At 70.5% G+C, this 24,373-nt stretch carries 21 protein-coding genes and 3 pseudogenes; 15 read left to right on the plus strand and 9 right to left on the minus strand.

The annotated features are described in order from the left end of the window. Nucleotides 1-161: 161 nt before the first annotated feature. Nucleotides 162-2,906: a M4 family metallopeptidase gene (locus tag ACIQIB_RS22040; RefSeq protein ID WP_400759901.1), complete on the minus strand. Its 2,745-nt coding sequence runs from the start codon at nt 2,904-2,906 to the stop codon at nt 162-164. 369 nt (nt 2,907-3,275) lie between these two features. On the opposite strand from ACIQIB_RS22040, the gene ACIQIB_RS22045 reads away from it, so the two are divergent. From ACIQIB_RS22045 to ACIQIB_RS22055, 3 genes are all read left to right on the plus strand, one after another. After that, nucleotides 3,276-4,310, plus strand: a complete 1,035-nt coding sequence (locus ACIQIB_RS22045) for a DsbA family protein (protein WP_400759904.1) — start codon at nt 3,276-3,278, stop codon at nt 4,308-4,310. Between the two features lie 234 nt (nt 4,311-4,544). Continuing rightward, nucleotides 4,545-5,408, plus strand: a complete 864-nt coding sequence (locus ACIQIB_RS22050) for a DsbA family protein (RefSeq protein ID WP_400759907.1) — start codon at nt 4,545-4,547, stop codon at nt 5,406-5,408. 626 nt (nt 5,409-6,034) lie between these two features. Further along, nucleotides 6,035-6,598, plus strand: coding sequence for a DoxX family membrane protein (locus ACIQIB_RS22055; RefSeq protein WP_400658166.1), 564 nt, complete (start codon nt 6,035-6,037; stop codon nt 6,596-6,598). Between the two features lie 76 nt (nt 6,599-6,674). Here the strand turns inward: ACIQIB_RS22055 and ACIQIB_RS22060 are convergent, their stop codons facing one another. The 3 genes from ACIQIB_RS22060 to ACIQIB_RS22070 form a co-directional block, all read right to left on the minus strand. Next, complete coding sequence (locus tag ACIQIB_RS22060; RefSeq protein ID WP_400658164.1) at nt 6,675-7,517, minus strand: hypothetical protein; 843 nt, start codon at nt 7,515-7,517, stop codon at nt 6,675-6,677. 282 nt (nt 7,518-7,799) lie between these two features. Then, nucleotides 7,800-8,369 carry a DinB family protein gene (locus ACIQIB_RS22065; RefSeq protein ID WP_400759910.1) on the minus strand — a complete coding sequence of 190 codons (570 nt, stop codon included), beginning with the start codon at nt 8,367-8,369 and terminating at the stop codon, nt 7,800-7,802. A gap of 95 nt (nt 8,370-8,464) precedes the next feature. Then, entirely contained in the window at nt 8,465-9,118 is a 654-nt protein-coding gene (locus tag ACIQIB_RS22070) for a TetR/AcrR family transcriptional regulator (protein WP_400658162.1), read from the minus strand. A gap of 191 nt (nt 9,119-9,309) precedes the next feature. Between ACIQIB_RS22070 and ACIQIB_RS22075 the strand changes: the two genes are divergently transcribed. After that, nucleotides 9,310-9,954 (plus strand): SRPBCC family protein, encoded by a 645-nt coding sequence (locus ACIQIB_RS22075; protein WP_400759912.1) that lies wholly within the window; start codon nt 9,310-9,312, stop codon nt 9,952-9,954. A 167-nt stretch (nt 9,955-10,121) separates the two neighbouring features. Further along, complete coding sequence (locus tag ACIQIB_RS22080) at nt 10,122-12,158, plus strand: transglycosylase domain-containing protein (RefSeq protein WP_400759915.1); 2,037 nt, start codon at nt 10,122-10,124, stop codon at nt 12,156-12,158. 55 nt (nt 12,159-12,213) lie between these two features. Here the strand turns inward: ACIQIB_RS22080 and ACIQIB_RS22085 are convergent, their stop codons facing one another. After that, nucleotides 12,214-13,476, minus strand: coding sequence for a hypothetical protein (locus ACIQIB_RS22085; RefSeq protein WP_400759917.1), 1,263 nt, complete (start codon nt 13,474-13,476; stop codon nt 12,214-12,216). 556 nt (nt 13,477-14,032) lie between these two features. Here ACIQIB_RS22085 and ACIQIB_RS22090 point away from each other — a divergent pair. The 6 genes and pseudogenes from ACIQIB_RS22090 to ACIQIB_RS22115 all read left to right on the plus strand — a co-directional run. Next, nucleotides 14,033-14,308 (plus strand): annotated as a pseudogene (locus ACIQIB_RS22090) (hypothetical protein); the annotation flags it as partial. Nucleotides 14,309-14,913: 605 nt separating this feature from the next. Then, entirely contained in the window at nt 14,914-15,459 is a 546-nt protein-coding gene (locus ACIQIB_RS22095) for an AAA family ATPase (RefSeq protein ID WP_400759920.1), read from the plus strand. 95 nt (nt 15,460-15,554) lie between these two features. After that, a complete protein-coding gene (locus ACIQIB_RS22100) occupies nt 15,555-16,175 on the plus strand; it encodes a DJ-1/PfpI family protein (RefSeq protein WP_363612130.1) in 621 nt (206 codons plus the stop codon). A 496-nt stretch (nt 16,176-16,671) separates the two neighbouring features. Continuing rightward, entirely contained in the window at nt 16,672-17,676 is a 1,005-nt protein-coding gene (locus ACIQIB_RS22105; RefSeq protein WP_400658142.1) for a trypsin-like serine peptidase, read from the plus strand. Between the two features lie 993 nt (nt 17,677-18,669). Then, nucleotides 18,670-19,230 carry a hypothetical protein gene (locus ACIQIB_RS22110; protein WP_363612134.1) on the plus strand — a complete coding sequence of 187 codons (561 nt, stop codon included), beginning with the start codon at nt 18,670-18,672 and terminating at the stop codon, nt 19,228-19,230. Nucleotides 19,231-19,556: 326 nt separating this feature from the next. After that, nucleotides 19,557-19,631, plus strand: coding sequence for a hypothetical protein (locus tag ACIQIB_RS22115; RefSeq protein ID WP_400760002.1), 75 nt, complete (start codon nt 19,557-19,559; stop codon nt 19,629-19,631). A gap of 23 nt (nt 19,632-19,654) precedes the next feature. Here ACIQIB_RS22115 and ACIQIB_RS22120 read toward each other — a convergent pair whose 3' ends face one another. Beyond that, on the minus strand, nt 19,655-20,527 hold the full coding sequence (locus ACIQIB_RS22120) for a glycosyltransferase (RefSeq protein WP_363612138.1): 873 nt from the start codon (nt 20,525-20,527) through the stop codon (nt 19,655-19,657). A 175-nt stretch (nt 20,528-20,702) separates the two neighbouring features. On the opposite strand from ACIQIB_RS22120, the gene ACIQIB_RS22125 reads away from it, so the two are divergent. The 3 genes and pseudogenes from ACIQIB_RS22125 to ACIQIB_RS22135 form a co-directional block, all read left to right on the plus strand. Further along, nucleotides 20,703-21,026 carry a hypothetical protein gene (locus ACIQIB_RS22125; RefSeq protein ID WP_400759924.1) on the plus strand — a complete coding sequence of 108 codons (324 nt, stop codon included), beginning with the start codon at nt 20,703-20,705 and terminating at the stop codon, nt 21,024-21,026. 306 nt (nt 21,027-21,332) lie between these two features. Next, nucleotides 21,333-21,767: an NUDIX domain-containing protein gene (locus ACIQIB_RS22130; RefSeq protein WP_400759926.1), complete on the plus strand. Its 435-nt coding sequence runs from the start codon at nt 21,333-21,335 to the stop codon at nt 21,765-21,767. A gap of 126 nt (nt 21,768-21,893) precedes the next feature. Then, a pseudogene (locus ACIQIB_RS22135) lies at nt 21,894-22,526 on the plus strand (helix-turn-helix domain-containing protein); the annotation flags it as partial. Between the two features lie 4 nt (nt 22,527-22,530). Here ACIQIB_RS22135 and ACIQIB_RS22140 read toward each other — a convergent pair. The 3 genes from ACIQIB_RS22140 to ACIQIB_RS22150 all read right to left on the minus strand — a co-directional run bounded on the left by ACIQIB_RS22140 (nt 22,531) and on the right by ACIQIB_RS22150 (nt 24,073). Next, nucleotides 22,531-22,947 (minus strand): VOC family protein, encoded by a 417-nt coding sequence (locus tag ACIQIB_RS22140; protein WP_400759929.1) that lies wholly within the window; start codon nt 22,945-22,947, stop codon nt 22,531-22,533. 187 nt (nt 22,948-23,134) lie between these two features. Next, nucleotides 23,135-23,518: an ASCH domain-containing protein gene (locus ACIQIB_RS22145; RefSeq protein WP_400759932.1), complete on the minus strand. Its 384-nt coding sequence runs from the start codon at nt 23,516-23,518 to the stop codon at nt 23,135-23,137. Between the two features lie 144 nt (nt 23,519-23,662). After that, nucleotides 23,663-24,073, minus strand: coding sequence for a GNAT family N-acetyltransferase (locus ACIQIB_RS22150; protein ID WP_400760003.1), 411 nt, complete (start codon nt 24,071-24,073; stop codon nt 23,663-23,665). Between ACIQIB_RS22150 and ACIQIB_RS22155 the strand changes: the two are divergent. Continuing rightward, nucleotides 23,975-24,337, plus strand: a pseudogene (locus tag ACIQIB_RS22155) (threonine/serine dehydratase); the annotation flags it as partial. The gene ACIQIB_RS22150 and the pseudogene ACIQIB_RS22155 sit on opposite strands and share 99 nt — an antisense overlap. Nucleotides 24,338-24,373 lie beyond the last annotated feature (36 nt).

A 24,373-nucleotide genomic window follows, 5' to 3' on the forward strand; every position in this document is an offset into this window, starting at 1 on the left:
GGGCGGTGGCTCCGCACGGGCGGTCGCGGCCCGGCGCCCGGCGGGGGGGGGGGGCCCCCGGGGGGCGGGGCGGGGGGGGCCGCGGGGCCCCCCCCCCCCCCCCCCCCCCGCCCCGGCCGGCCACCGGAGGGGTGGCGGGCCGGGCCGGGGGGTGAGGGGGATCAGCAGGAGCCGGCCGGGCGGTTGCGGACCACCAGGTCGGTGCGGCCGGCGGTGGCGTCCAGCCAGATCACCCGGGTGCCCTGGTCGGCCGCGGCCTTCTCCTGGCCGCCGCGGTTGCAGGAGAGCCGCTCGGGGGTGCCGCCGGTGAGCGGGAGCTGCCAGAGCTTGGGCAGCGCGGCGTTGGTCCAGCCGCCGGCGGGCTTGCTGCCCGGCGCCGCGAAGGTGACGGCCCGGTCGGAGGCGGTGATGGTGGTCCACGACGGGGCGTACGGCGAGGTGCCGGACAGCACGTCGGTCACACCGGAGCCGTCCAGGGCGCCGGAGCGGATGGAGCTCCGCTTGGTCCGGTCGCCGGGTGTCTCCACCCAGAGCAGCCGTCCGCCCGCGAGCACGGTGGACGTGGCCTCGGTCCCGGTGCTGCCGCTCGGGTCGCCCACCAGGTACTGGGCGGTGACCTTGCCGGCGGCGATCGAGTAGACGGTCGGTGCGGAGACCCGCTTCTCGCCGACCGTCCAGGTCTCGGACCAGCCGAGGACGCCGTCCTTGAGGGTGACGCCCGACAGGTCGTGGCCGTCGGGCAGCGGGAGTTCCACCGCCGGGGCGCCGTTGTGGGAGAGGTGGAGCCTGCTTCGGCCGGTGGCGAAGTCGGTCACCTTGTAGGCCACGTCGTCGCCCGAGATCTGGACGTCGCTGGGCTGCTGGGTCGAGGAGCGGAACAGGCTGCGGACCGGGCCGCCGGACAGCGGGCGGGTCAGCACCTCCATCCCCCACGCGCCCTGGGCGTCGGGGCCGATGGCCAGCCACGCGGCGGACCTGCCGTCGGTGGCGGCCCAGCCGTGCAGGCGGCCGTCCTCCGGGCTGATCCGGGTGGGGGCGTCGGGGGCAGTGGTGGAGCCGGTGTACAGCGCGGTCGGGGTCTTGCCGGCCGGGTCGCTGTTGGTCATCACCCAGCGGCCGTTGGCGGCGGCGGGGGCGACCGGGGTGGAGGCGTCGCGCAGCAGCGTGCGGCTGTCCAGGCCGAGCCGGTTCTCCCAGCCGGCGCGGATGCCGTGGGCGTCGAACGCGGCTGCCACCGTGCGGAGTTGGTCCCGGGTGAGCTTGAGCGAGTGGCCGGCGGCGAGCACCGCGTTGCGGCCGTCGACGAAGTCGTCCAGCGGGGTGAGGTAGTCGGCGAGCGCGCGGTAGACCAGCCGGTCGGCGGTGAGCGGGTCGAGGGTGCGCCGGATGTCCCACAGCGCGCCGCCGATGATGGTGGAGTTGAGGTGCACCCCGCCGTTGTCGACACCGCCCCCCGCGCCGAGGTAGTCGTCCACGGTGGTGCGGCGGTCGTCCAGCCGGCGCTGCGCGCAGTCCTCCGGGGTGCCGGTGCGGCAGAGGCTCTCGCCGAGCAGGGCGGCCTTCGGGTCGCTCATCGACATCCCGTGGGTGGTCACCTCGATGGCGTTGCCGAAGTAGTCGGCCAGTGCCTCGTTCATGGCGCCGGGCTGGCCGACGTAGACCAGGTCGGCGGTGTGCTCGATGACGCCGTGGGTCATCTCGTGCCCGGCCACGTCGAGTGCGACGGAGAACGGGTGGTACGTGGTGCCGCCGTCGCCGTAGACCATCTTCTTCCCGTCCCAGAAGGCGTTCGGGAAGGGGGCGCCGCCGTTGGTCACGTTGACCACGGAGGTGATCGGGCCGCCCTTGCCGTCCAGGCCGTCCCGGCCGAGCCGGTCGCGGTAGAAGTCGTACACGGCGGCGGCGTTGAGGTGGGCGTCGGTGGCGCCGCTGCTGCCGGTGGAGGCCGGGAAGTCCGGGCCCGGGGAACGGGCCGGGAGGCTGTCGGCGGGTATGCCGCCCCGGAAGTCGTTGTAGTCCCGGCCGGCCGCGTCGTGGGTGGCGATGGTGGCGGGGCGGGTGAGGTCGGTGAGCTGGTAACTCCCGTCCGGGAGACGGCCGATGTTCACCTTGACGGAGCGGCCGAAGGCGTCCGGGGCGGTGCCGGTGGCGGGTTCGGTCCCGGCCTCGGCGCGGGCGGTGGCGGCCGCGGTGGGGGCGGTGGTGCCGTCGCCGGCCGTGTACGGGGTGCGGGCGTCGTGGGCAAGGGCGATCGCGCCGGCGGTGGCGTCCAGGTAGACCTCGCGGACCAGTGGGCCGCCGGTGTCCGGGTCGGTGCCGCGCAGGGTGAAGTGCTGGGCCAGCCGGCCGGTGCCGCCGGGCAGGATCACCTGGCCGTGGTCCTCGGCGGTGGCCCCGGCCCGGGCGCGCCGGTCCGTGAGCGAGCCGAGCGCCAGGTTGCGCAGTGTCCCGGCCGGGACGGCGGGAGTGGTCGGCGCGGTGAGGCCGGTGAAGTACTTGCCGCCGACCGACTCGACCCGCTGCTCGGCGCCTTCGCCGGTGAGGTGGACCAGGTACTGCGCGCCGAGCACCGGTATACCGCCGTGGTACTGCTGGAACCTGACGGTACGTCGGCCGTCGGCGGTGCGCTCGGCGCCGATCTCGGCGAGCTGCCCGGGGTCGATCCGGTAGCGGTCCGGGTGGGCCGCGAGATGGGCCAGGGCGGCGGCCGCCGGGTCGCCGGGGGCCGGCTCGGCCAGGCCCGTGACCAACTGCGGGGCGGCGGTGTCCTGGCCGGACACCAGGCCGGGGACGGGGTCGGGGTCGGCGGCCGGTCCGGCCAGGGCGGGCGGCGCGGCCAGGACCAGGCCCAGGACGGCGGTTATGCCGACGCCGAGCACCTTGGGCGCGCGGGAACGATGGTGCACTGCGGTCCTCCCATGGAACACGGAACACGGAACACGGAATGCGGAACATGGAACGCGGAGTACTGGATGCGGGATCGGCGGTGACGGCACGCGAGGGAGCCGATGGGCCGTCCGATGGCGTCGACGAGCACCTTGGTCCGGCCTGCGGAGACGGCAGGGACCTTGCCGAGGGCAGCGGCTGACGCAGCATACGACGCTTGCCGACTCCTGCGGCCGGCGTCCCGCCGTGCAACGACCATAGGTCATCGACCGAGATATGTCGATGACCTGTCTATGGGTGCGCGGGGGAGGGGCCGGCCCCGACCGGTGGCCCGGGAACACCCTGTTCCCGGGCCACCGCCCTGTCGCGGCGTTGCTACGTTCGCATGATTGCTGATTGACGATCGGTACGGTGAGAAACCCATCGCTCGGCTCGTGTCTATAAACGGGGGAAGCCGACAATCACTCGACAGCCAGCCGGCGAGTGCCGACCCGATTGGAGCGAATCCCATGGCCTCCTGGGGCGACGAGGATTTCCCGAATCCGACAGATGACTCTCCCGCGCCGTCCGGTCGGAGGCGATTCCTCCGGACCGGGTCCACGCACCGGACCCGCAAGCGCCTCCTGCCGGCCGTCACCGTGGTGGCCGTGGTCGTCGGCAGCGGATTCCTGTTCCGTTCGGGGTTCGGACCCGATCGCGTCGAACCCCCGTCCGGGTCCAGCGGAGATTCGATCTCGGTGGGCTATCAGAAGGCACCCGCCACGCTGGTGGTCTACGAGGACTACGACTGCGCCGCCTGCCGGAAGTTCGCCGAGGGGTTCGGCCCGACGCTTCGCCAGCTGGTCGTCGAGAATCGCCTGATCATCCAGTACCACCCGGTGGCGACCGACGGCCGCAAGACCTCGGCCCGGGCCGCCAACGCGGCGGCGTGCGCCCAGGACGCGGGAAAGTTCACCGCCTTCCGCGAGGTGCTCGTCGCGGCCGGCAAGCAGAACCCGGACACGAAGCAGGACCTGCTCTCGCTGGCCGACCGGGTGGGTGAGCTGCGGTCCGCGGCGTTCGACCGGTGCGTCGACGACGGCGCGCACGCGGGCTGGGTGACCCGCGGGACCGATACGTTCACGAAGCAGTTCCACGCGGACGCGCCGGTGGTCGTGCTCAACGGCGACCGGGTCGACATCGACGGTGACGGGGCCGTCACCAAGCTGTGGAAGACGGTCGAGGACCTCGCGCTGAAGGACCCGGGCTTCCACCCGCCGGTGAACACCCCGCCGCACCCGCCTGCCTCGACGGGCTCGGCCGCCACCGTCTCGCACTCGGCCTCGGCGTCCGCCTCGCCCAGCAGGGTGAGGGCGGCAGAGGCGTCCGAGCGCACGGCTGCGGCTTCCGGCACCAGGGAGCCGGCACACGCTTCCGGCGGCTGACGACCGGTCGGCTCGGCCGGGGCTCCGCAGCGGGGACTCCGGGCAGGCCGTCCACGTCGGCGGGTGCGCGCAGGACCGGCCCGGGGGCTGAGGGCGGCTGGGAAACGGCGGCCCGGGGCGAATTCGGCCGTGGGCGCAGAGGGGCGGAGAGATATTCCGTGTCGTCGACGGAAAAAACCCGTACCGAATACTGCGGGGCCAACGCGCAAAAAACAACCAGCGAACGAGGGGAACATGAGCCGGGCGAATCGGAATGGAAAGCTGGTCGCACATGAGCGCAGGCGCGCGGAACGCGCGGCGCGAGAGATTCTCGCGAAACGTCGACGCCGTTTCATGGTGTTCGGCCTCGTGCCCGCCGTCGTGACCTCTGCGGTGATCACAGGGATCGCCGTGCAGACGTACCGCTCCCAGGACGACGGACCCGCACTGGCGCCCCTCGGAACCGTGGCCGACAGCAAGGCCATCGAGGTGGGAGCGGAGAAGGCTCCGGCAGTCCTGGAGGTCTACGAGGATTTCCGCTGCCCCGCCTGCCGGGCGGCCGAGGCGCGCCTCGGCGAGGTGCTGCAGAGGTACATCCAGTCCGGCCGGCTGCGCCTGGAGTACCACCCCCTCGCGGCCATCGACGCCGGCCTTGGCGGAAAGGGGTCCCTGCGAGCGGCGAACGCCGTCGCGTGCGCGCAGGACCTGGCCAAATTCGCCCATTACCATGCCGTCCTCTTCTCCAACCAGCCCGAGGAGAAGAACGACAGGTTCGCCGACCGGGCGGAACTCCTTCGGCTCGCCGAAAATGTCCCCGGACTGCGGACGCCGGCTTTTGAGCAATGCGTCAACAAGGGAACGCACGAGGCTTGGGTGCGCACTGTCACGGAGGAGTTCCGCCACCACAAATTCCAGGGGACGCCGGCCATGCTGCTCAACGGCAGGCAACTCGACCCGCACGCCGGTGGGGCCATGGCCTCGAAGGAGGCGTTCGAGGGCGCGGTGCTCGAAGCCATCGCCGAGGCCGACCGGGCCTCGCAGGCCCCCTCGCCGACGCCCTCCTCTTCGCCGGCGCAATCGCCCGAGCACGCGGCGTCGCCTTCGGCCCAGTCGTCCTGATCCGTACCGGGGGGAAGTGAGGTTTCCCCGGGGTGCGGAAGGCTGTCGGACCTGGACTGCCCCGCTGCTTCAGGAGGTCGCCGACCGGCCCTGCCCGTAGCCGGATCCGCCACGCGCACGTCCGTGATCGTGACCCTGCTGGGGCCGGCGGCGTGATCTGTCCTGGATGTGAAAGACACCTTTCAAGGTGGCATCGGAGGGGTGTGCTTCGCAAGCCCGAGTGGGCCGTGAACCGGAGTGAACTGGGGAGATCAGGCCCCGGCGGTTGAGGGGCCGCAGGTGGGGGTGAGGGTCCTTCGGAACTCATGAAACATAGTTTTCACGATTCCGGCCGCTGCGGCGCCCCTAGCGGCAGCCCGCACGGGAGGTGCGGGAACGGATGGCGGAGACCGCCCCCCCGGCCGCTGCGTAGAGTGGATACAGACGGTGCTGGATCACGGCTTCCCTTCTCGGAGGGTTACCGGTGAGACGTGCGGATGCCTCCGGTGAGGCGGTGTCGGTCCGGCTGTTCCTGGACCAGGTCGACGGCGGCGCGAGCCGCGCCCGGCCGACCCGATCTGCGCGCCGACGCCTCGGGAGGCGACCCTGCTCGCGGCGGTGGCGGCGCGCGGGAGGTGAACCTCGCCATGAAAATGACCGCCGAGCGGCTGCGGGCCTCTGCCCGCTGCTCCGCCCCGGCCTCCGTGCACGCGCCGCCGGTGTCCGCCGCCGATGTCGGCCTGCTGGTGCTCCGGCTGGCCGGTCTGCTGCTGGCCGGCCACGGCGCCCAGAAACTCTTCGGCCTGTTCGGTGGCGCCGGTCTGAGTGCGACCGGCAAGGGCTTCGAGGCCCTGGGCTACCGCCCCGGTACCCTCTTCGCCGCGCTGGGGGGCGCCTCGGAACTGTGCGGCGGCCTGGGCCTCGCCCTCGGGCTGCTCACCCCGCTGGCGGCCGCCACCGTGGTCGGGGTGATGATCAACGCGATGTCCGTCAGTTCGAGCGGCGGCCTGTGGGCCGACAAGGGCGGTTTGGAGTACCCGCTGTGCCTGTCGCTGATCGCGATCGCGGTCTCCGCCCTCGGCCCCGGACGCCTGGCGCTGGACCGCCCGTTCCGCTGGGGCCGGGGCGGGTGGTGGAGTATGGCCATCGCCCTGGGAATGGGTGGCATCGGCGCGGCCATCGTGCTGTCCCTGAAAGGGGTGACCCTCTGACCGAGGGGCAACAGGCTGAGGGGACGTCCGGAGTCGGACGTCCCCTCAGCCTGTGGTGCGCGGTCGCGTCGGGCGGTTACTTCAGGAAGTGCAGGCAGAGCGTGAACTGGTCGCTGCCCTGTTCCTCCGTGTAGTAGCCGTCGGCGTCGCTGAACTGCCTGCAGGCGGTCTCGCCGTTGGAGCTGTCCTTCACCTTGCCCACGATCCTGGCGTCGGCGTCAGGGTCGGAGCAGGAGAGCACCACGACGTCCGGGTGGTTGTCCGTGACCCCGGTGACGATCGCGTTCTTGTTGTGCACGCAGTCGCCGACCGAGGCGAACGAAGGGTCGGACTGCACGTTGTAGACGATCGCGCCGATCACGAGCAACGGGACCAGCAGGCCCAGGACGGCGACGCGCTGGAAGAGCGGCTTGCCCGGGTTCATCGGCTGGCCGGGGGCGCCCGGCAGTGGTGGGGCGAGCTTGTTGATCTTCGCGCGCTGCGGCAGGTTGAGCAGCATGGTGGCCGGGTTGATCAGCAGGGAGGCGATGCCCCACCAGCCCTGCCAGAGGCTCTTCGCGGTCATGCTGCGGTGGGCGGCGATGCCGCAGCTGCGGCAGAACGGGCCCTGGAGCTTCAGGAATCGCATGATCACCAGGAAGCCCTGGTGGCCACGGATGGTCGCCTCCACCGCGGGGACCGAGCCGCAGAAACGGCAGGAGAGCGCCGCTTCGCCGTACCCGGGGTAGCCGGCCGGACCCGCCGCGGCATAGCCGTCGGGGCCGGCGGCGGGGTGGCCGTAGGCCTGCTGGCCCGGGACCGGCCCGGCCTGCGGCGCACCGCCGTTGGGGCCGGCATACGCGTACGGGCTGGGCGCGGTGGGAGCCGCGGTCCCGTCGGCGTACGGGTTGGCGCCGACCGGGCCGGCGCTTTGGGGCACCTGGGGAGGCACAGTGGACAAAGGGATCCCCCGGAGAAAATCGAGATCGGTTTCGTGAAGGCTGAAACCTATCGGTCCCGGGGTTTGAAGCGAAAGTCAGTTCGAGTCAGGTGGAAGGATGGTCGCCCAACCGTGATGGAAGGCCGATCCTGCCGAGGGGCGTCCGGCGGGTCGGTGACGGTGCGGGCCGGGGGCGTTGATCGCCTGCGTCGACGACCGCTCAGGCGCACCGTCCCGGGTGCGGCTCGGCGCGCCAGGGCTCGTCAGACAAGCCCTGGCCCCTTACTGGCCCACCCGTCCGTCGATGCACTCGCGCAACAGGTCGGCGTGCCCGCAGTGACGGGCGTACTCGTCGATCCTGTGCACCATCAGCTCCCGCGCGACGATCCCGTCCTTCCCCAGGCGCTCGCCCAGATCCGGGTGTTCGGCCAGCGCGGCGTCGGTCGCGGCCTGCTCGCGCGCCAGATCGGAGTACGCGGCGTCGACCTCGGCCTGCTCGGCGACGGCTCCGTCGAAGTCCGCGTCACGTTTGCCGTACAGCTTCGGCAGTGGATCGCCGGGGCTGATCCAGTTGCGCCAGTCCCGTTCCACTTCGGCGAGGTGCCGAACCAGGCCGAGCAGCGACATCGTCGACGGCGGAACCGACCGACGGGCCAGTTGCTCCGCGTCCAGGCCCTCGCACTTCATCCGCAGGGTCATGCGGTAGTTCGTCAGGAAGTCCTGCAGCGTCGCGAGTTCGCCGTCCGGACTGACTCCTTCGCTGTTGCGGGGGTCGTCGTCCGGGTCGGCCCACATGTCGGGGTGGACGGTGGCCTGGCTCCATCGCGCGGGTTGATCGCTCATGCGTTCCATGGTGGTTCGTGAGGGCCCGGGCTCGCCAGTGAGTTTCTCCACGGTGATCGCTTCGGGCCGTTGGCGGGGGTGGCCCCGTCGTGCCGCGTGCGACCTCAGGCCCGGGGTGCCAGCAGGTCGTCCAGTTCGGCCGCGAAGAGCAGGGCGGGGTCGAGGCCCATGCCGGTGAAGTGGCCGGCGAGCTCCAACGACAGGACGCCGTGCAGGCGGGTCCAGAAGGTCAGGAACCGGTGGAGGGCCTCGGGCGGGGCGGAGTGGCCGGCGGCCCAGTCCCGGTGGTCCTCCAGGTAGGTGCCGAAGGGGGTCACGGCGCTGTCCGGGGCGAGCGCCGCGCACGCGTCGACCAGGGTCGTCATGATCTCGGAGGAGATGGCGGTGATGTCCGCGGGCGCGTGGTAGCCGGGGACGGGGGTGCCGTAGACGAGGAAGTACCGCTGAGGGTCCGCCAGGGCCCAGCCGCGCAGGGTGTGTGCCAGCCCGGCCAGGTCGGCACCGGTGGCGGAGGCCGTGCGGAGGGTCTCGGCGAGGCTTCGGTACGCCTCCCGGACGAGTTCGGTGATCAGGTCGTCGCGGCTGGCGAAGTAGCGGTAGAGCGCTGGTCCGCTCATGCCCATCTGCTTGGCGATCGCGTTGAGGGAGAGCGCGGACGCCCCCGCCGTGGCGATCTGCTCCCAGGCGCGTTCCGTGATCTCGGCCCGGACCTGGGTCCGGTAGCGCTCCCGCGAGGCGTTCGCGCCCTTCGTCGCCATGGCCTGCCACCGTCCCCATTCATTCGGCTACACCCTCAAGGGTTCGTTAGAGGCTATCACGCAACCCATTGACCCGCCGTTCCGCATCGCGTTATAACTTCTAACGAACACGTGAGCATCTAACTCGGTGCGGCCGCGCGGTGCGGCCGACCGGTCGCGCTCACACCCCCCGACCGACGGAGGAGAACTCCATGTCCGGCATCCGTGGCACCGGCGTCCGCGCCGCTCTGTTCACCGTCCCGCTCGTCCTCGGCCTCCTCGGCGCCGCTGCCGCGCCCGCCGGGGCCGCCGGCTCCCACACCCCCCGGCCCGGCGCGTCCCTCACCTGCCGCGGGAAGGGCGTCGACCCCGACGCCCTCGTCCGTCACCGGGCCGAGATCGTGATCAACGCCCCGCTGCGCACCGTCTGGAAGCTGCAGACCGACGTGGAGCGCTGGCCGTCCTGGCAGGCCCCCGTCGAGACCGTGGAGCGCCTCGACCATGGCCCCTTCCGCAAGGGTTCGGCATTCCGGTGGACGACCCCGGTGCCCCCCAACCCCTCAACTCCCGCCACCAGGCTGGAGATCACCTCGACCGTCCGGCAGATCGAGCCCAACTCGTGCATCCGCTGGACCGGCCCCGCGATCGGCGAAGGACTGCGCATCGACGGCGTCCATGTGTGGAACTTCACCGAGGTCAAGGGTGGCGTCCGCGTGAGCACCGAGGAGACCCACACCGGCGCCCAGGTCGAAGCGGACGTTCCCACCGCGACCAGGATCCTCCGCGAGGGCCTCGAATCGTGGCTGCGCGACCTGAAGTCCGCCGCCGAAGGCCTTGCCCACAACCAGACTCACTGACCCGAGAACTGGGTGTACGTCAACTGAGCAGTCGTCAATGACTGGCCGCAGGAGGGCCGTCTCGCGCGGTATGACCATGATCACACCAGTCTCCGGTGACCGTGGTGCAGCTCCCATCGCGTCTGTGTGTTCGAGGGGTGTCCCACGAGCGAATCGGAGACCGGACTGTGCGTGCTCACGAAGGTGGCGGGGCCCAGGAGGAGAAGACCGGACGGCGGCGGTGGCGCCCGTTGCGGCGGATCGACTACCCGCGCAGAGGGCGGCACGGTGTCCGCCGCTGGCTTCCGTCCTGGCGGCAGCTGCTCCTGGTGGCGGGGCTCGGGGCGATGGTGCTGACGGGATGGCTGGCCCGGTTCTACATGATCACCGAGGTCCCGGACGACCTGAACTCCTTCGCCACCCAGCAGAACAACGTCTACTACTGGGCGGACGGCACCGAGATGGCGCGGATCGGTGAGATCAACCGGCAGGAGGTGCCGCTCGACCGGGTGCCGCAGCCGGTGCAGTGGGCCGTGCTGGCCGCCGAGAACGAGACCTTCTACTCGGATCCGGGGATCTCCATCACGGGCATCGGCCGCGCGGTCTACCAGATGGGCTCGGGCGGCGACACCCAGGGCGGCTCGACCATCACCCAGCAGTACGTCAAGAACATCTACCTGAACCAGCGTCAGGACATCTCCCGCAAGCTCAGTGAGATCGTCATCGCGATCAAGCTGGACCAGCGGATGAGCAAACAGGACATCCTGGCCGGCTATCTGAACACCAGTTGGTTCGGACGCGGCAGTTACGGCATCGAACGTGCCGCGGCGGCGTACTACGGCAAGGACGTCTCGCAGCTCGATCCGAGCGAAGGGGCCTTCCTGGCGGCCCTGTTGAAGGGGGCCGGGCAGTTGGACCCGGCGATCAGCGCGGACAACCGCCGGCGGGCCGAGGAGCGGTGGTCCTGGATTCTGGACCGGATGGTGGAGGTCGGCAGGCTCTCCGCCGCCGAACGCGCCGAGTACACGGTGTTCCCCGAGCCCAGGCCCCAGCCGAAGGCGGCGGGGCTGAGCGGCCAGGTCGGGTACCTGGTGGACATGGCCAGGGCCTATGTGGAGAGCCACAGCGACATCACGTCGGCCCAGCTCGACCTCGGCGGCCACCAGATATACACCACCTTCGAGAAGCCGAAGGTCAGTGCCCTGGCCGCCGTGGTGCAGGATGCCACCAAGGGGATCGACCCCGGCAACCGTGACGCCGACAGGTTCCTGCGGGTCGGTGCCGCCTCGGTGGCCCCCGACGGGAGGATCGTCGCACTCTACGGGGGCCCCGACTATCTGAAGCAGGGCTTCAACAACGCCAACACCTCCACGGTGCCGGTCGGTTCGGCCTTCACCCCGCTGGTGTACGCCGCCGGGCTCAGCCAGGGCGTGCAGCGCCAGCGGGGCGGCAGCCGTACCCCGGTGCTGCCCACCACCACCTACAACGGCGACAACGGCGTGAACGTGATGACCCCGGAGGGGCCGTACTGGGGGCGTGACGGGAAGATCGTGAAGACCGCCAACGACGGCAAGCGGGACTGGGGCACGGTCACCCTGAGGAGCGCGGTGGAGCAGTCCGTCAACGGGCCGATGATGCAGCTCGGTATGGACGTCGGCCTGGACCGGGTGCAGAAGACCGCCGCGGACCTGGGCCTGCTCCCGGTCAGCATGGGTGAGCTGGCGCCGGCCTTCGGGGTCGGGAACTCCACGCCGAGCGCGATCAGGACAGCCGACGCGTACGCCGCCTTCGCCGCGGGAGGCAGCCACACGGACCCCTACTCGGTACTCAGGATCACCCGGAACGGCGCGCCGCTCGCGCTGCGTCTGCCGACCGCCGTACAGGCGCTGACCCCGGCGGTCGCGGGGGACGTGGACGCGGCGCTCAAGGACGCGGTCCGCACCGGGAGCGCCAAACCGGCGGCGGAGGCGGGCCCGGACCTGGCCGGGAAGCCCGGTACCACCGCGGACCGTACGGCGGGGTGGTTCGTCGGCTACAACGGGCAGATGTCCACGGCCGTCACGGTCTTCCGGGCGGACCTGAAGGACATGAAGCTGCTCTCGCTGGAGGGGCTGGGCGGCGCCGCCCCGGACACCCCGGACTCCGCGCTGCCCACCCAGATCTGGACCTCGTACATGAAGACGGCCGGTGGCCAGGACGGCCGGGGAGAGGCGCGCGGCCGGTAGGCCGGGGCGGCCGGCGGGCCCGTGACACCACGGGCCCGCCGGCCGCCCGGACCGGTCACTTGACCAGGCGCGACCAGTCGGCCGGCTGCCCGGGGTCCAGCTGGCGCAGCTTGTCGAGCACCTTGGGGTCCTGGGCGTCCAGCCAGTCGGCGACCTGGCGGAAGGAGACGCAGCGGACGCCGTCCCGCTTGCAGACGCTCTTCATCACGTCCTCGATGGCCTGCATGTAGATGCCGCCGTTCCAGGTCTCGAAGTGGTTCCCGATGAAGAGCGGGGCCCGGCTGCCGTTGTAGACCCGTTCGAAGCCGCTGAGGTAGCTGTCCCGGGTCTCCTTCTCCCACGCGGCGTACTTCTTCGGGTCGCCCTTGGTGCTCTCCCCGGACTGGCTGGCGAGGAAGTTGAAGTCCATCGCGAGGCCCTGGGTCGACTTGCCCGGGTAGGGCAGCATCTGGAGCGGGAAGTTCCAGATGCCCTCCTTCTTGCCGGGCCAGACCTGGAATTCGCCCGGTGAGCTGGCGTCGTACCGGAAGCCGTCCGCCTTCTCGGCCGCGAGCAGGGCCTTCTGGCCCTCCAGGCAGGGGGCGCGGCCGCCGACCAGCTCCTTGGTGTAGTCGAAGGGCAGCGGCGGGAGGTCCTTGAAGCCGGTGTTGGTCTTCCAGTTGGTGACGAAGGAGATCGCCTGGTCGAGCTCGTTCTTCCACTCCTCGGTGCTCCAGTCGCGGCCGCCCTTGGCGTCGCAGAAGTGCCCGTTGAAGTGGGTGCCGATCTCGTTCCCGTCCTGCCAGGCCAGGCGCAGCTGCTCCAGGGTTTCCTTGATGTGGGCGTCGGTGGGGAAGTCGATGGCGGCGGCGCCGGCGTCGTGCTGCGGCGGGTGGTAGAGCGTGCTCCTGGACTTGGGCACGGTGTAGATGCCGGTCAGGAAGAACGTCATCTGGGCGTTGTTCTCCGCGCCCAGCTTGCGGAAGCGCGAGAACAGGTGGTCGTCGTTCTCCAGCGCGCCGTCCCAGGAGAACACCACGAACTGCGGCGGCTTCTCGCCGGGCTTCAGTTTCTCGGGCTTGGGCTGCCTGGGCTGCGGACCGGTGTCGGAGGTCGAACCGTCACCGAGCACCTTGACCACGCCGTCCCAGGTCGGCGAGGGGCTGGAACTGGGGCTGGGGCTGTCGGACGGTGTGCCGCTCGGGCTGGGTTCGGTGCTCGACGGAGCGACGTCGGCGGCGGACGGTCTGTCCTTCGAGTCGGAGCCTCCCGTGGTCAGGGCGAAGGTCGCGACGACCCCCACTGCCAGCAGGGCGGTTGCGCCACGAGCAGCCCGCACCGTTCCTCCGTTTCTCCGACATACAGTCAGATAAGTTTGGAAAGTAAGCCATACAGTGCGATCATCAGAACATTTTTGATCGGTAGGTGTCGAGGCGGAGACCGAACGGTGGCCCGGCGGGTGATCGCATAACTGCCCTACCGTGCAGGGTTCCTGACGCAAATCCGGCCACTCGTTCGGACCTCCCGGCCCCGGAGTCCGAGTCGCCTGAGTTGCTGTCAGGAATGAGGGTCGTGTCGGGCTCGGCCCCTTGACCGCTCGTGTGGCGCTTGTATCGGCAGCGCATGGCGGTGGCCCGGTCCCGGCGAGTGCGATGTCGTCGCCGCGACCGCATCCGCTACGGCGCGACATCACCGGCAGCGCGCGGTCTGCCCGAAAGCGCAGACCGCATCATGGCCCCGTCGAGGGGGTGCGGGAGGAAGCCCGCGCCGACCTCGCCGCGGTCCTGGGGGAGGCGCTGCGGCTGCTGCCGCCCGCGTGGATGCTGTACCGCAAGGGCGGGGACGTGTACACCGGACCGCACCCTGAGATCCGTCCTGAGGGCGACGTCGCGCCCTTCCTTCAGGCGGTCTCCGCCGGACTGCTGCTGACCTCGTCCTACGGAGAGACGCTGCACGGTGTCGGCGCCCGGGTGATGTACGGGGCGTCGATGCTGTACGTGCTCGCGGCGGTGCCGGCGTGGAAGCCGGGCGGTGGCTCGCCCCGGCCCGTCTGGCACGCGTCCGGCTTCCTCGTCCTCGCCTCGGTCCAGGTCGTGCTCGGCATCGCGCACATACCGGCGGTCCAGCTCCCCCTGGGCGTCCTGATGTTCGGACTGAGCGTGCTGGCGCTGACGCTGGAGCCCGTCGCGGAGCCCGTCGCGGAGCCGGAGCTGCCGAGGTCGCCACGGCGGCCTCGGCAGCTTCCTGCCGAATTGGTCTCGACCATTGCTCCGGGTCCGGGAGTGGGGGAGGCTCGCGGCGAAGCGCCGGGCTGCGGACTCCGGTGCTCTTTTCAGAGGGAAGAAGGTACCGGCATGGCGATGCGTAAAGCGGTTTCCACCATGGCCCTGGCTGGACTGTTGGCCGCGGGCGGGTTGATGGCCGCTCCGGCTGCTCAGGCGTCCACAAGGGTGACGACCGGATATGTCTATGTCGGTATGTACCCGAGCGGTGCCGCGTGTGAGGCCGCGGGCCAGGCCTACGTGGCCCGGGGGGAGGCGGTCAGCTACTTCTGCGATGTCGCCCCGACGACGGCCCGGCTCTCCATCTGGGCCTGAGTCGACAGGCACGCGGGAGCGGCAGGCCGCCGGCCCGGCGGCCCGGCCTTGAGCGGGCCCGGCGACGAACCTCGTCGCCGGGCCCGCTCGTTCGGCCCGTTCGCGGGCTGAGCGAGTGTCTCCGCTGTGGTTGGGTGTCGGATGACTTCTGGCGATGGTCTCGACACACAGGGGCATTGATGAAGCGCTACATCCTGACCGGTTCCCCCGGAGCCGGGAAGACGGCGATCCTGCGTTGGCTGGAGCACGACGGCTACACCGTGGTCGAGGAAGCGGCGACAGATGTCATCGCCCTGCGACAGGCCCAAGGCGAACCGGCGCCATGGACGAACCCGTCCTTCGTGGACGCGATCACCGACTTGCAGCGCCGACGGCAGGAGCAGGCCGCGTCCCTTCAGGACGAGGTGCAGATCTACGATCGATCGCCCGTCTGCACCTACGCCCTGGCCAGGTATCTCGGCCACCCGGTCTCTTCGGCCCTGGCCGGCGAGTTGGAGCGCATCCAAGCCGGGGACATCTACGACAAGAAGGTCTTGTTCGTCCAGAACCTCGGGTTTGTCGTACGGACCGACGCGCGGCTGATCACTTTCGAGGAGGCACTGCGATTCGAGCAGGTTCATCGGGACGCCTACGCCTCACTCGGATACGAGTGCGTGTCGATCGCCCCGGGCCCGCCGTCGGAACGGGTGGCAGCGGTAAAGAAGCGGATTGAAGCCGCGCCGTGAACCACCAGGCCCCATCTCGGACGACCGCACTCCCGGACCCGCCGGTTTCACCGGTCCCGGCGAGGTCCGGCCGGGTGGTGGCTATGCTGCGGCGCATGGACATCGTGATCCCGCTCTTCGACAGCTTCGAGCCGCTCGACGCGATCGGGCCGTACGAGATCCTCGCGTACGTGCCCGGTGCCACCGTGCGGTTCGTCACGGACGAACCTGGCCTGGTGCAGGACGTGTTGGGTTCCCTGCCGGTGCACGTGCCGACCGGGTACTCCGAGGTGGAACGCTGCGACGTCCTGCTGATCCCGGGCGGGGGCAGCTTCCAGACCATGGTGAACGACCCCGGGTTCCTCGGCTGGGTGCGCCGGATCCACGCCGGCACCCGCTTCACCACCTCGGTCTGCACCGGTTCCCTGGTGCTCGGCGCGGCCGGCCTGCTGGACGGCCTGACCGCCACCACCCACTGGGCCGCGGCCGCCGAACTGGAGTCGTACGGCGCCGTCTACACCCCCGAACGGGTGGTCCGGCACGACCGGCTGATCACCTCGGCCGGGGTCTCCTCCGGCATCGACATGGCCGTCCGGCTGGCCGCCCTGCTCACCGACGAGGTGACGGCCCAGGCGATCCAGCTCTACACCGAGTACGACCCGCAACCCCCCTTCGACACCGGCTCGGTGGCCAAGGCCCCAGCCGAGGTGCTCGAACGGGCCCGCACTCTGGGCTAGCCGAGCCGCGCGTCCAGCCGGGGGCGCCCTGGGACTCGGCATTTCGTTGCTCGTGGCAGAGCCCGCACGCCCGACCGGCCGCCGGTGACGCGGGAGGCCGGTGGGGTGTTCCGCCCGGGGCGAGCCGCAACTTCGCAACTGAGGGCGGCGTCCATGGTCGGGCTCCTGTGACGGGTTGACGGCCTCGCCCATCCTCCATGCCTTTGCGGCGCTGTATCGCCGAGCGGGACGACTGGGGGCGCGGTGACGCTGGACGGACGGGTAGCGGTGTTCGATGCCGTCGTGTCTGTTACCGATACAAGGATGAAACGCTCTTTACCGGAACCTGATGGGACTGACGAAAGGATGAAACCCTCTTCAGACAGGAATCTGACGTCCCGTCCCTACAGTGCCACGCATGCCACATACACATGGTCGGATCAACGGTCACCACCACAGGATCCACAGCCGAGCGTGCACACAAGCCGTCCTGACGGCAGTCGTGTTGGCCGCGGGCATGGCGCTGGCCGCGCCCGCGGGGGCCGCACCGCAGGACGGCGCCACCGCGGCCCTCGCCGCGGGGCCGGATTCCGTCACCACGCATTCCGGCGCCACGACCGCACAAGAGCGCAGCCGGATCGACACCTACTGGACCGCCACGCGGATGAAGCTGGCGGGCGCCCTGGTCCCCGAGATCACCCCCGTGCCCGAGGATGACAACACGCCTGACGATCCGCGGCCGCTTCCCGCGAACACGCTGGATCCCGGGGCCACATGGACGCACGGCGGAGCGGTGAACGAGAGCGTCGGCCGACTCTTCTTCACCTTCTCCGACGGTTACGACGGCAGTTGCACCGCAACGGTCGTCAACAGCGCGAACCGCAGCACCCTCATCACGGCGGCGCACTGCCTGAGGGGCGTCGGGGCTGCCGCTGCCGACGACACGTGGCACCACAACCTCTACTTCGTGCCCGGTTACCGCAACGGAACGAAACCGCTCGGCGGTTTCAGCATCAAGAGCATGGCCACCTCATCCCGCTGGGACGCCGATCCGGGCAGGACGACCTCGGAGGAGGTCGCCGTCGCCGGCTACGACACGGGAGTCCTCGTGGCGAACCCCTCAGCCGGGGGACGACGGATCGCGGACGTCACGGGAAGCCAGAAGATCGCGTTCACCAAGCCCGCCAAGGGCGAGTTCATCCACACCTTCGGGTACCCGAAGAACCGACTCAACGACCCCGGCGCCAAGTACGCCGGATCACGCATGATCCATTGCGCCGGACCGGCCCAGCCCGGCCCCAAGGCACCCCTCCTGTGGGGTGAGCCCTGCGACATGTCGCACGGGGCGAGCGGCGGTCCCCACCTCGCACAGTTCGACACCCGGACCGGCGCCGGCACCGTCGTCGGCGTCACCACCACCAGCGAAGAAGTCGCGGGCGGGCAGGCCAATACGCTCTACGCCACACGCCTTGGTGACAGCGCCCACCGTCTCTACAACTGGGCGCAGACACGCCTGGCCTGACGTCATGTCAGGCTCCTGCCCGGCCGGCACCTCCTCCCGGCCGGGCAGGACCCGTGCCCGACGTGCGGCGCCGTGGGGCCTGGGCGGGCCGTCGAGCGGCCTCGGGCCGGTGCCGGGTCGGTGGCGGCCGGGCCGGCCTCCGGGTGCTCGCCGGTCGTGGCGGGACGCTCTCGGGAACGCCCGGGTCAGTGGACCCTGATCCCCTCGCGGCTCGCCCGGACACCGCAGGCGGCCGAGCGCACTGTGCCCGGCCGCCGCGGTCTTCTCCGGGAGAGCCTGGCCCAGCGCCCCGGCAGGCGCGCCGACCGGCCCCGGCTGCCGGAGACCTGTGACGGGTCCTGCCCTGCGGCCGGGGCCAGGGCCTCGGATGTCGAGCACGAGCCGTAGGCGGATGCGGATGTCGGTGACTTCCTTGTCGGTGACGGCGTCGCGGGACCACCCGACAAGGCGCTGTTCGGAGATGGTGCGGACGTCATCGGTGCGGTGCGGCGTGGGACGGTGCCGGCCCGGCCTGCGCTCTGCTCGACTCCCTTGGCCACTGGACGGCCCTTCAGAGCCGCGACAGCCAACCACCCTCACCACGGGCCCCGACCGCCCACACCGGCCATCAGGCCAGAAAGACACCGCACAGCGTCTCCCGGCGACCCGGACCAGTTCCTGGACGGCTGTGTCGAGCGGCGCGTAGGCGAGGTGGTAGGCGGTCCCGTCGGGCTTGCCGAGGCTGTGGCGGGCGAGCGCTCACCGTCGGCGGACAGGGCCTCGCCCTGGTGGTCGACGTCCCAGGTCAAGCCGCGAAGTCCTGCCGGAGTACAGGAGTGGGCGCCTTGCGAGGCGCAGATGTTTCATCGGTATGCGAGGTGTGCTGCATTTCCACCTGGCTGGACTCCTGGCGTCACACCTAGGGCACGTCTGAAATGACAGCTATAGGGGCTGTCGTTACGTTCGTCGCAGGTCGGTCGCCCGGCTGACGTCCGTATGACAGAGGGAAGTGAAATGCGCACGCGTACATTGGGTGTGGCCGCTGCCGGAAGCGCGGCGGTCCTTGCCGCCGCTGGTATCACCTATGCCTCGGTTGACGAATCCACCCCGACGTCCCCGTCTGTCCAGCTGGCGGCCCCGCCTGCCGAGCCTGTCCAACCAGCCGCCCCTGCCGCCCCTGCCGCCCCAGCCGTCCCTGCCGCAGCTGCTTCGGGCGGCGGCAGCACAGGCGGGGAGAGGGACGAGGGCCGTGACCACGAGGGCGGCGGACGCGGCTACGGCCACAAAGAAGAGGGAAGGATCTACTTCAACGAACGTACGTACTCCGCCTCCACCGAGGGCTGTATCACTGCGGCCAGCGGACTGGGCTCCAGTAGCTTCAGTGTTTTCAACGACAGCCGGAAGACCATCGAGGTCTTCCGCGGCTTTACCTGCGACAACGGCGCTCCGGTAGCCACCGTGGGTCCCCGCGGCGAAACCAACGGCATTGTGACCCGTACCGTCCACGGGGGCGTGTTCGGTGACGAAGGCGTCGCGGGCAGCTTCCGGGTGATCGGCGACTACGACGAGTGGTGACAGCGCCGGTCTCCAGTTCGGCGACCAGGGCCTGGGCGAGGACAGATAGCCGTCGTCGAGGCCGGGCAGGGCGAGGGCGACGCGGCGGAACGCTCCGTTGCCTACGAGCCGCAGCAGGTCGTCCCGACCGCAATGTGGCGGGGCCCTCGGGGAATCCGAGGGGCCCCGCCACACTCGCATCATCGATGGCGGTTTGTCAGCGGGAGGCGAGTTCGGTAGCGCGCTGAGCGAGTTCGACGGCGCCGGGGATTCCCCGCCTCGCTGCCTACCGGTACCTGGACTGCCACCTGCCCGTCACCGAGCAGATCGCCGCCCGGCAGCTGTCCCTGCCCTGCTGCCCGGCCATGACCAGCACGGACGTGCAGCGCGTCATCGACGCCCTCCGTGTCATCCGGTCCTGACCCGCAGGCTGCCGGGCCGGCTGTCAGATCACCGGCGGCCGGCCCAGCTTCGTCATCCGCCACACCGTGCTCCACCGCATCGGACGCCGCGGCGGACACGGCGTCCGGACACCCTCGAAGAACCCGGACCACCATGCCCTGAGACCGGCCGACGGCGGCCTCCGCACCAGCGTGTACAGCGCCCAGGAGGTGAGGTAGACCGGCACCAGAACCGCAGGGAGGTGACGCTTGGCCAACCACACCCGATTGCGGGCCGTCATCCGGTAGTAGGTGGCGTGACGGGCCGGGTCGGTACGGGGGTGCTGCAGCACCATGTCCGCGCGGTACTCGATCCCCCAGCCGGCGTCCAGCGCACGCCAGGCGAAGTCCGTCTCCTCGTGCGCGTAGAAGAACGGGGCGGGGAAGTCGCCGACCTGGTCGATCACACTCATGCGGATGGCGTGGCCGCCGCCGAGGAAGGTGGTGACCTCGCCCGACAGCAGCGGGTCCGAGGCACCGAAGCGGGGCACATGCCGGCGCTGGGTGAACCCCGTCTCGTCCGCGATCCGGAAGCTCACCACCCCAAGGCGCGGGTTCTGTTCGAAGGTTTCCCGGATCAGCCGGAAGGTGTCGGTCCGGGGAAGCAGGCCGTCGTCGTCCAGGACCACCAGGACGTCGACACCGCCGAGTTCGCGCAGCCGGTCCACCCCGGCGTTCCGGCCGCCCGGGATGCCGAGGTTCTCCGGCAGTTCCACGGCATCCACCCACGCCGGAAGTTCCGGGAGCTTCACTCCCTGCCCGAGCACCACGGCCTTGACGCTCTCGCCCTCCTGGGCCGCCACCGAGTCCAGGAGCGCGTGCAGCTCCTTCTGCCGGTCGCCCATCGTCAGCACCACCACGCCCAGCGTGACGTCCATCGCACCCGACCCCATCGAGGAACCCTTCATGATCTCGCCGACACCGGAACCCGCGGATGTGTCGTTGCGCGTACTCGCCGAGACAGGGCGGCTCCCGGACCACCAGTACATGGACCAGCACACCCTGACCTGGATTGCCCGTGGGCGGCCTGCCGGTCCGAGTGCCCGAGTCACGATGCCACACCGGCCGGTCCTGCTGGTACCGGACGCCTCCTGGTTCGCGGGCCCGGCCGTGATCGATTCTATCCACGGCGCCCGGCACAACGCCCGCGTCAGCCTCCTCGTTCAGCTCCTCGCCCGCCACCACGGGCTCGACCACGACTCGGCCCTGGCCCTCGCAGCCGCGGCGGCCTGCCACGACTGCCACCGCCATCACGACCGCGACGACCGGGGTCACGGCCGGCGCGCCGCCGGCTGGCGCGCCTCGCCCTCGCCTTCGCCAGAGGCCACCACGTTTTCCTGGAAGGCGTCTTCGGCACCGAGCGGTACGACGCTGTGAATAACACGCGGCGCGCGAACCGAAGTGGGAGTGTTCGCCTGTACCGGTCAGCGGCTACTCGCTCTCGCCACTGCCATCCGGCACAACTGGACCACCGCACCACGATCGGGCGATCAATCATCGCAACTGAGCACCGAAGACACCGGACTCATTCATCCAGTCCTGTCGACCGAAGATTAGTTGACGACAGGTCAGCGCATTTAGAATCGTGGACCCCTTGGATTCGCCCCGTCGGCTGGGCCCATGGCGCGTGGCCCGCGGTCCTGCGGGCTTCCGCTGATCATTCATGACCAAGTGGAGGTTTCGATGCCCGAGAAGGTCGTCAAGGAGAAGGTGCTCGTCTACGTCGTGCGGGACGGGCGGCTGCTGGTGTTCCGGCACACCGACTACAGCTACGAGGAGGTCGGTATCCAGGTCCCGGCCGGCAGCATCCGGCCGGGAGAGGGCCCGGAGGCCGCCGCGCTGCGTGAGGCCCGGGAGGAGACCGGCCTCACGGACTTCAAGATCGTGCGCAAGCTCGGCGAGACCGAGTACGACATCAGCCCGTACCGGTTCGAGATCCAGCGCCGCCACGTCTTCCACCTGGAGCTCACCGAGCCGACCCCGGAGCGGTGGATGAGCCAGGAGGACCACGACGGCGAGCAGGAGCCCACGTACTTCGAGTGCTTCTGGATCCCGCTGGAGGCCGCACACATCCTCCAGTCCGGCCAGGGCGCCCTGCTGGGACGCCTGTTCGGCTGACCACGTCCGCGCACCCTCGGCAAGGGCGGAAGCCGATGAACCGCCGCACCGAACGGCGCCCCCTGATCGAGCAGTTGTACCGGGGCCTGGATTCCGAGGCGGCCAGGACGGCTTCCGCGGGCGCAGATGGCCGCCCGCGTTGCGCGAGCACTTCACGCTGTCCGACGCCTCACGTCGCGGGAGCCGGCGGATCCGCTCGCCGGCGGCGATGTTGGTGAACGTGCCGGAGTGCTCGAACACTCCGGCCATCAAGCCCCGTGGGCGGGCATCCGGTTCTACCCCGGCACCGCCCCTGCCCTGCTCGGCGTGCCCGCGCACGAGCTGCGGGACCAACGCGTCGACCTCGCCGGCCTCTGGCCGGGTGCCAAGGTGCGCCGTCTTACGGAGCAGATCGACGCGGCGCCCGACCCTGCCGCCGCCCTCGAGGATCTGGCGCTGTGCCTCGCAGCCGAAGCTGAGCCCCGCGACCCGCTCCTGCGTGCGATCGTGGTGTCCCTGGCGGCCGGCCACTCAATCACAGCGACCGCGAAGTCAGTGGGCCTGGCCACGCGACGACTCCACCGCTACTCCCTGGCTGCCTTCGGCTACGGCCCCAAGACCCTGGCCAGGGTCCTTCGCCTGCAACGTGCCCTCGCCTTGGCCCGCGCAGGCGTCCCCTTCGCGGAGACGGCTGCACGGACGGGCTTTGCGGACCAGGCTCATCTGGCAAGCGATGTGCGGGAGTTGACGGGGGAGTCGCTGAGCGGCCTGGTGGGACGGTGGCTCACGCTGAGGCGTTCGGCAGGGGTGCGAAGAGGTCGACGCCATTGCCGTCCGGGTCATGGACCGTGGCGTAGCGCTGGCCCCAAAAGGCGTCCCACGGCTTCAGCTCACCGTGATAGCCGGCACCGGCAAGGTCCTGGTACACCACGTCGACGTGCTCGGGGTCCGTACACCGGCAGGCCAGCGTTACCCGGCCACCGCCCGCTGGTGGACGCCACGTCGGGTGGAACGAGCGGATGGTGTCTTCGGTGTCGAGGACGAGGCGGAGCCCGCCCGGAAGTACGGCCTCGACGTGCGGCTGGTCTTCGGATCCATCGGGAAACCCGATCCCGAGGCGCCGGTAGAAGGCGAGCGAGGCGGCCAGATCGGAGACGACGAGGCCGATGGAGTCGAACAGCGGTGCCGGTGTGCTGTTCATGATCGGCAGCGTAGGCAGAGGACGGGCGCCGGGTCTTGAAGAAAACGGACGCCCGTGTCCTGATCCCGGGTGCCGGCCGACCGCACGTCGATTGTGCCGCCGGAGCGTTCGGCGATGACGAGCGCCGCGATCGGGGAACGGCAGTGGTTGCCCTTGCAGATCACCAGTACCTTCCGGCGGTCCCTGGTCATTCGGCACTCACCCTCTCGATCTCGAAGGTGATCACGCCCAGTGCTTCCTTGGCGGGCGGGAAGATGGCGTGGATGGCGCGGAGCTGTTCGGTCTCGGTGGCGTGGGGGTTGAGGGCCTCCACCTTCTCGGTGCCGAACATCTCCTTGAAGGTGCGGTAGGTGCCGATCCGTTTGACCCGCGTCAGGCAGCTGTCCTGGCGGCAGGTGAAGCGGATCAGGTCTCCGACCCTGATTCGCTTCATCGACTCGTAGGCGACGCGTACTTCGACGGTCTTCTGGCCGCTGGCGATGAGGTCGAAGTACTGCTCGTAGATCGGCATGTTGCGGGGGCGGTGGCCCGTTGCCCGGGAGTTGTGCGTTGCGGGCCGGGGGGTGCTCATCAGGGATTCCAATGCGGTCGTGGTGCAGGACCGGTAGAAGTGCCGGGGGTCGCTCAGTATCAGCTCGCCGAGGTCTGAGGTGGTGAGTTACGTGCCCCGAGTCCGTCGGGGGCTGTTCGTGCTTTCGGCCTGTTCGTTCTGCGTTCAGACCACAGCGGTACAGACGAATCCGAGATCCGACAGGCCCTCGCTCTGGCACAGGCGGTCGGAGGCGCCGCCGGCGGCGGTCTGCAAGATCTGGTAGTCGGCACCGGCCTCCTGGCCCCAGTGCATTGCGGCCCGCCACAGGAGGCGGCCGATTCCCAGGCCCCGGTACTCGGGGAGCACTCCGAAGTACTGCGGAAGCAGACGCATTCGGCCGATCGGGTCGGCCATGGTCTCCATGGGGCCGATGGCTCCAGCCACCTGGCCCTCCCGGACGGCGGTCAGGACCGGGCCGACAGTGTCGACCCGGTCCTGGTCGCCGTCCGGGAGGACTCGATCGCCGCCGATTCCCTCGGGGCCCGCCGCACCTCCGCCATGGCCCTCGCCGCCGCCCAGCAGGACGGCGTCCACTCCGTGCTGGTGCCGGATGACGAGATCGTCCGCGCCCGCCGGGCGCTGTGGGACCATCGCAAGGTGGCCGTCGAGCACGGAGCTGCCACCGCCTTCGCCGCGCTGACCTCACCGGACCAGCATGTCCCCGACCGCGATCTGCCGACCCGCCCCGCCACGGCGAGCCGCAGCTACCGGCCCGGAGGCGGCGAGAAGGTCTGTGTGGTCCTGTGCGGGTCCAACACCGATCCGGCCGACCTGGTGCACCGGGCCACTGGGGACTGACCAGCGCCCCGAAGGGGCAGTTGAGTTGATCCGCCC

The organism is Kitasatospora sp. NPDC092286, assembly GCF_044755565.1.
Classification (GTDB): Bacteria; Actinomycetota; Actinomycetes; order Streptomycetales; family Streptomycetaceae; genus Kitasatospora.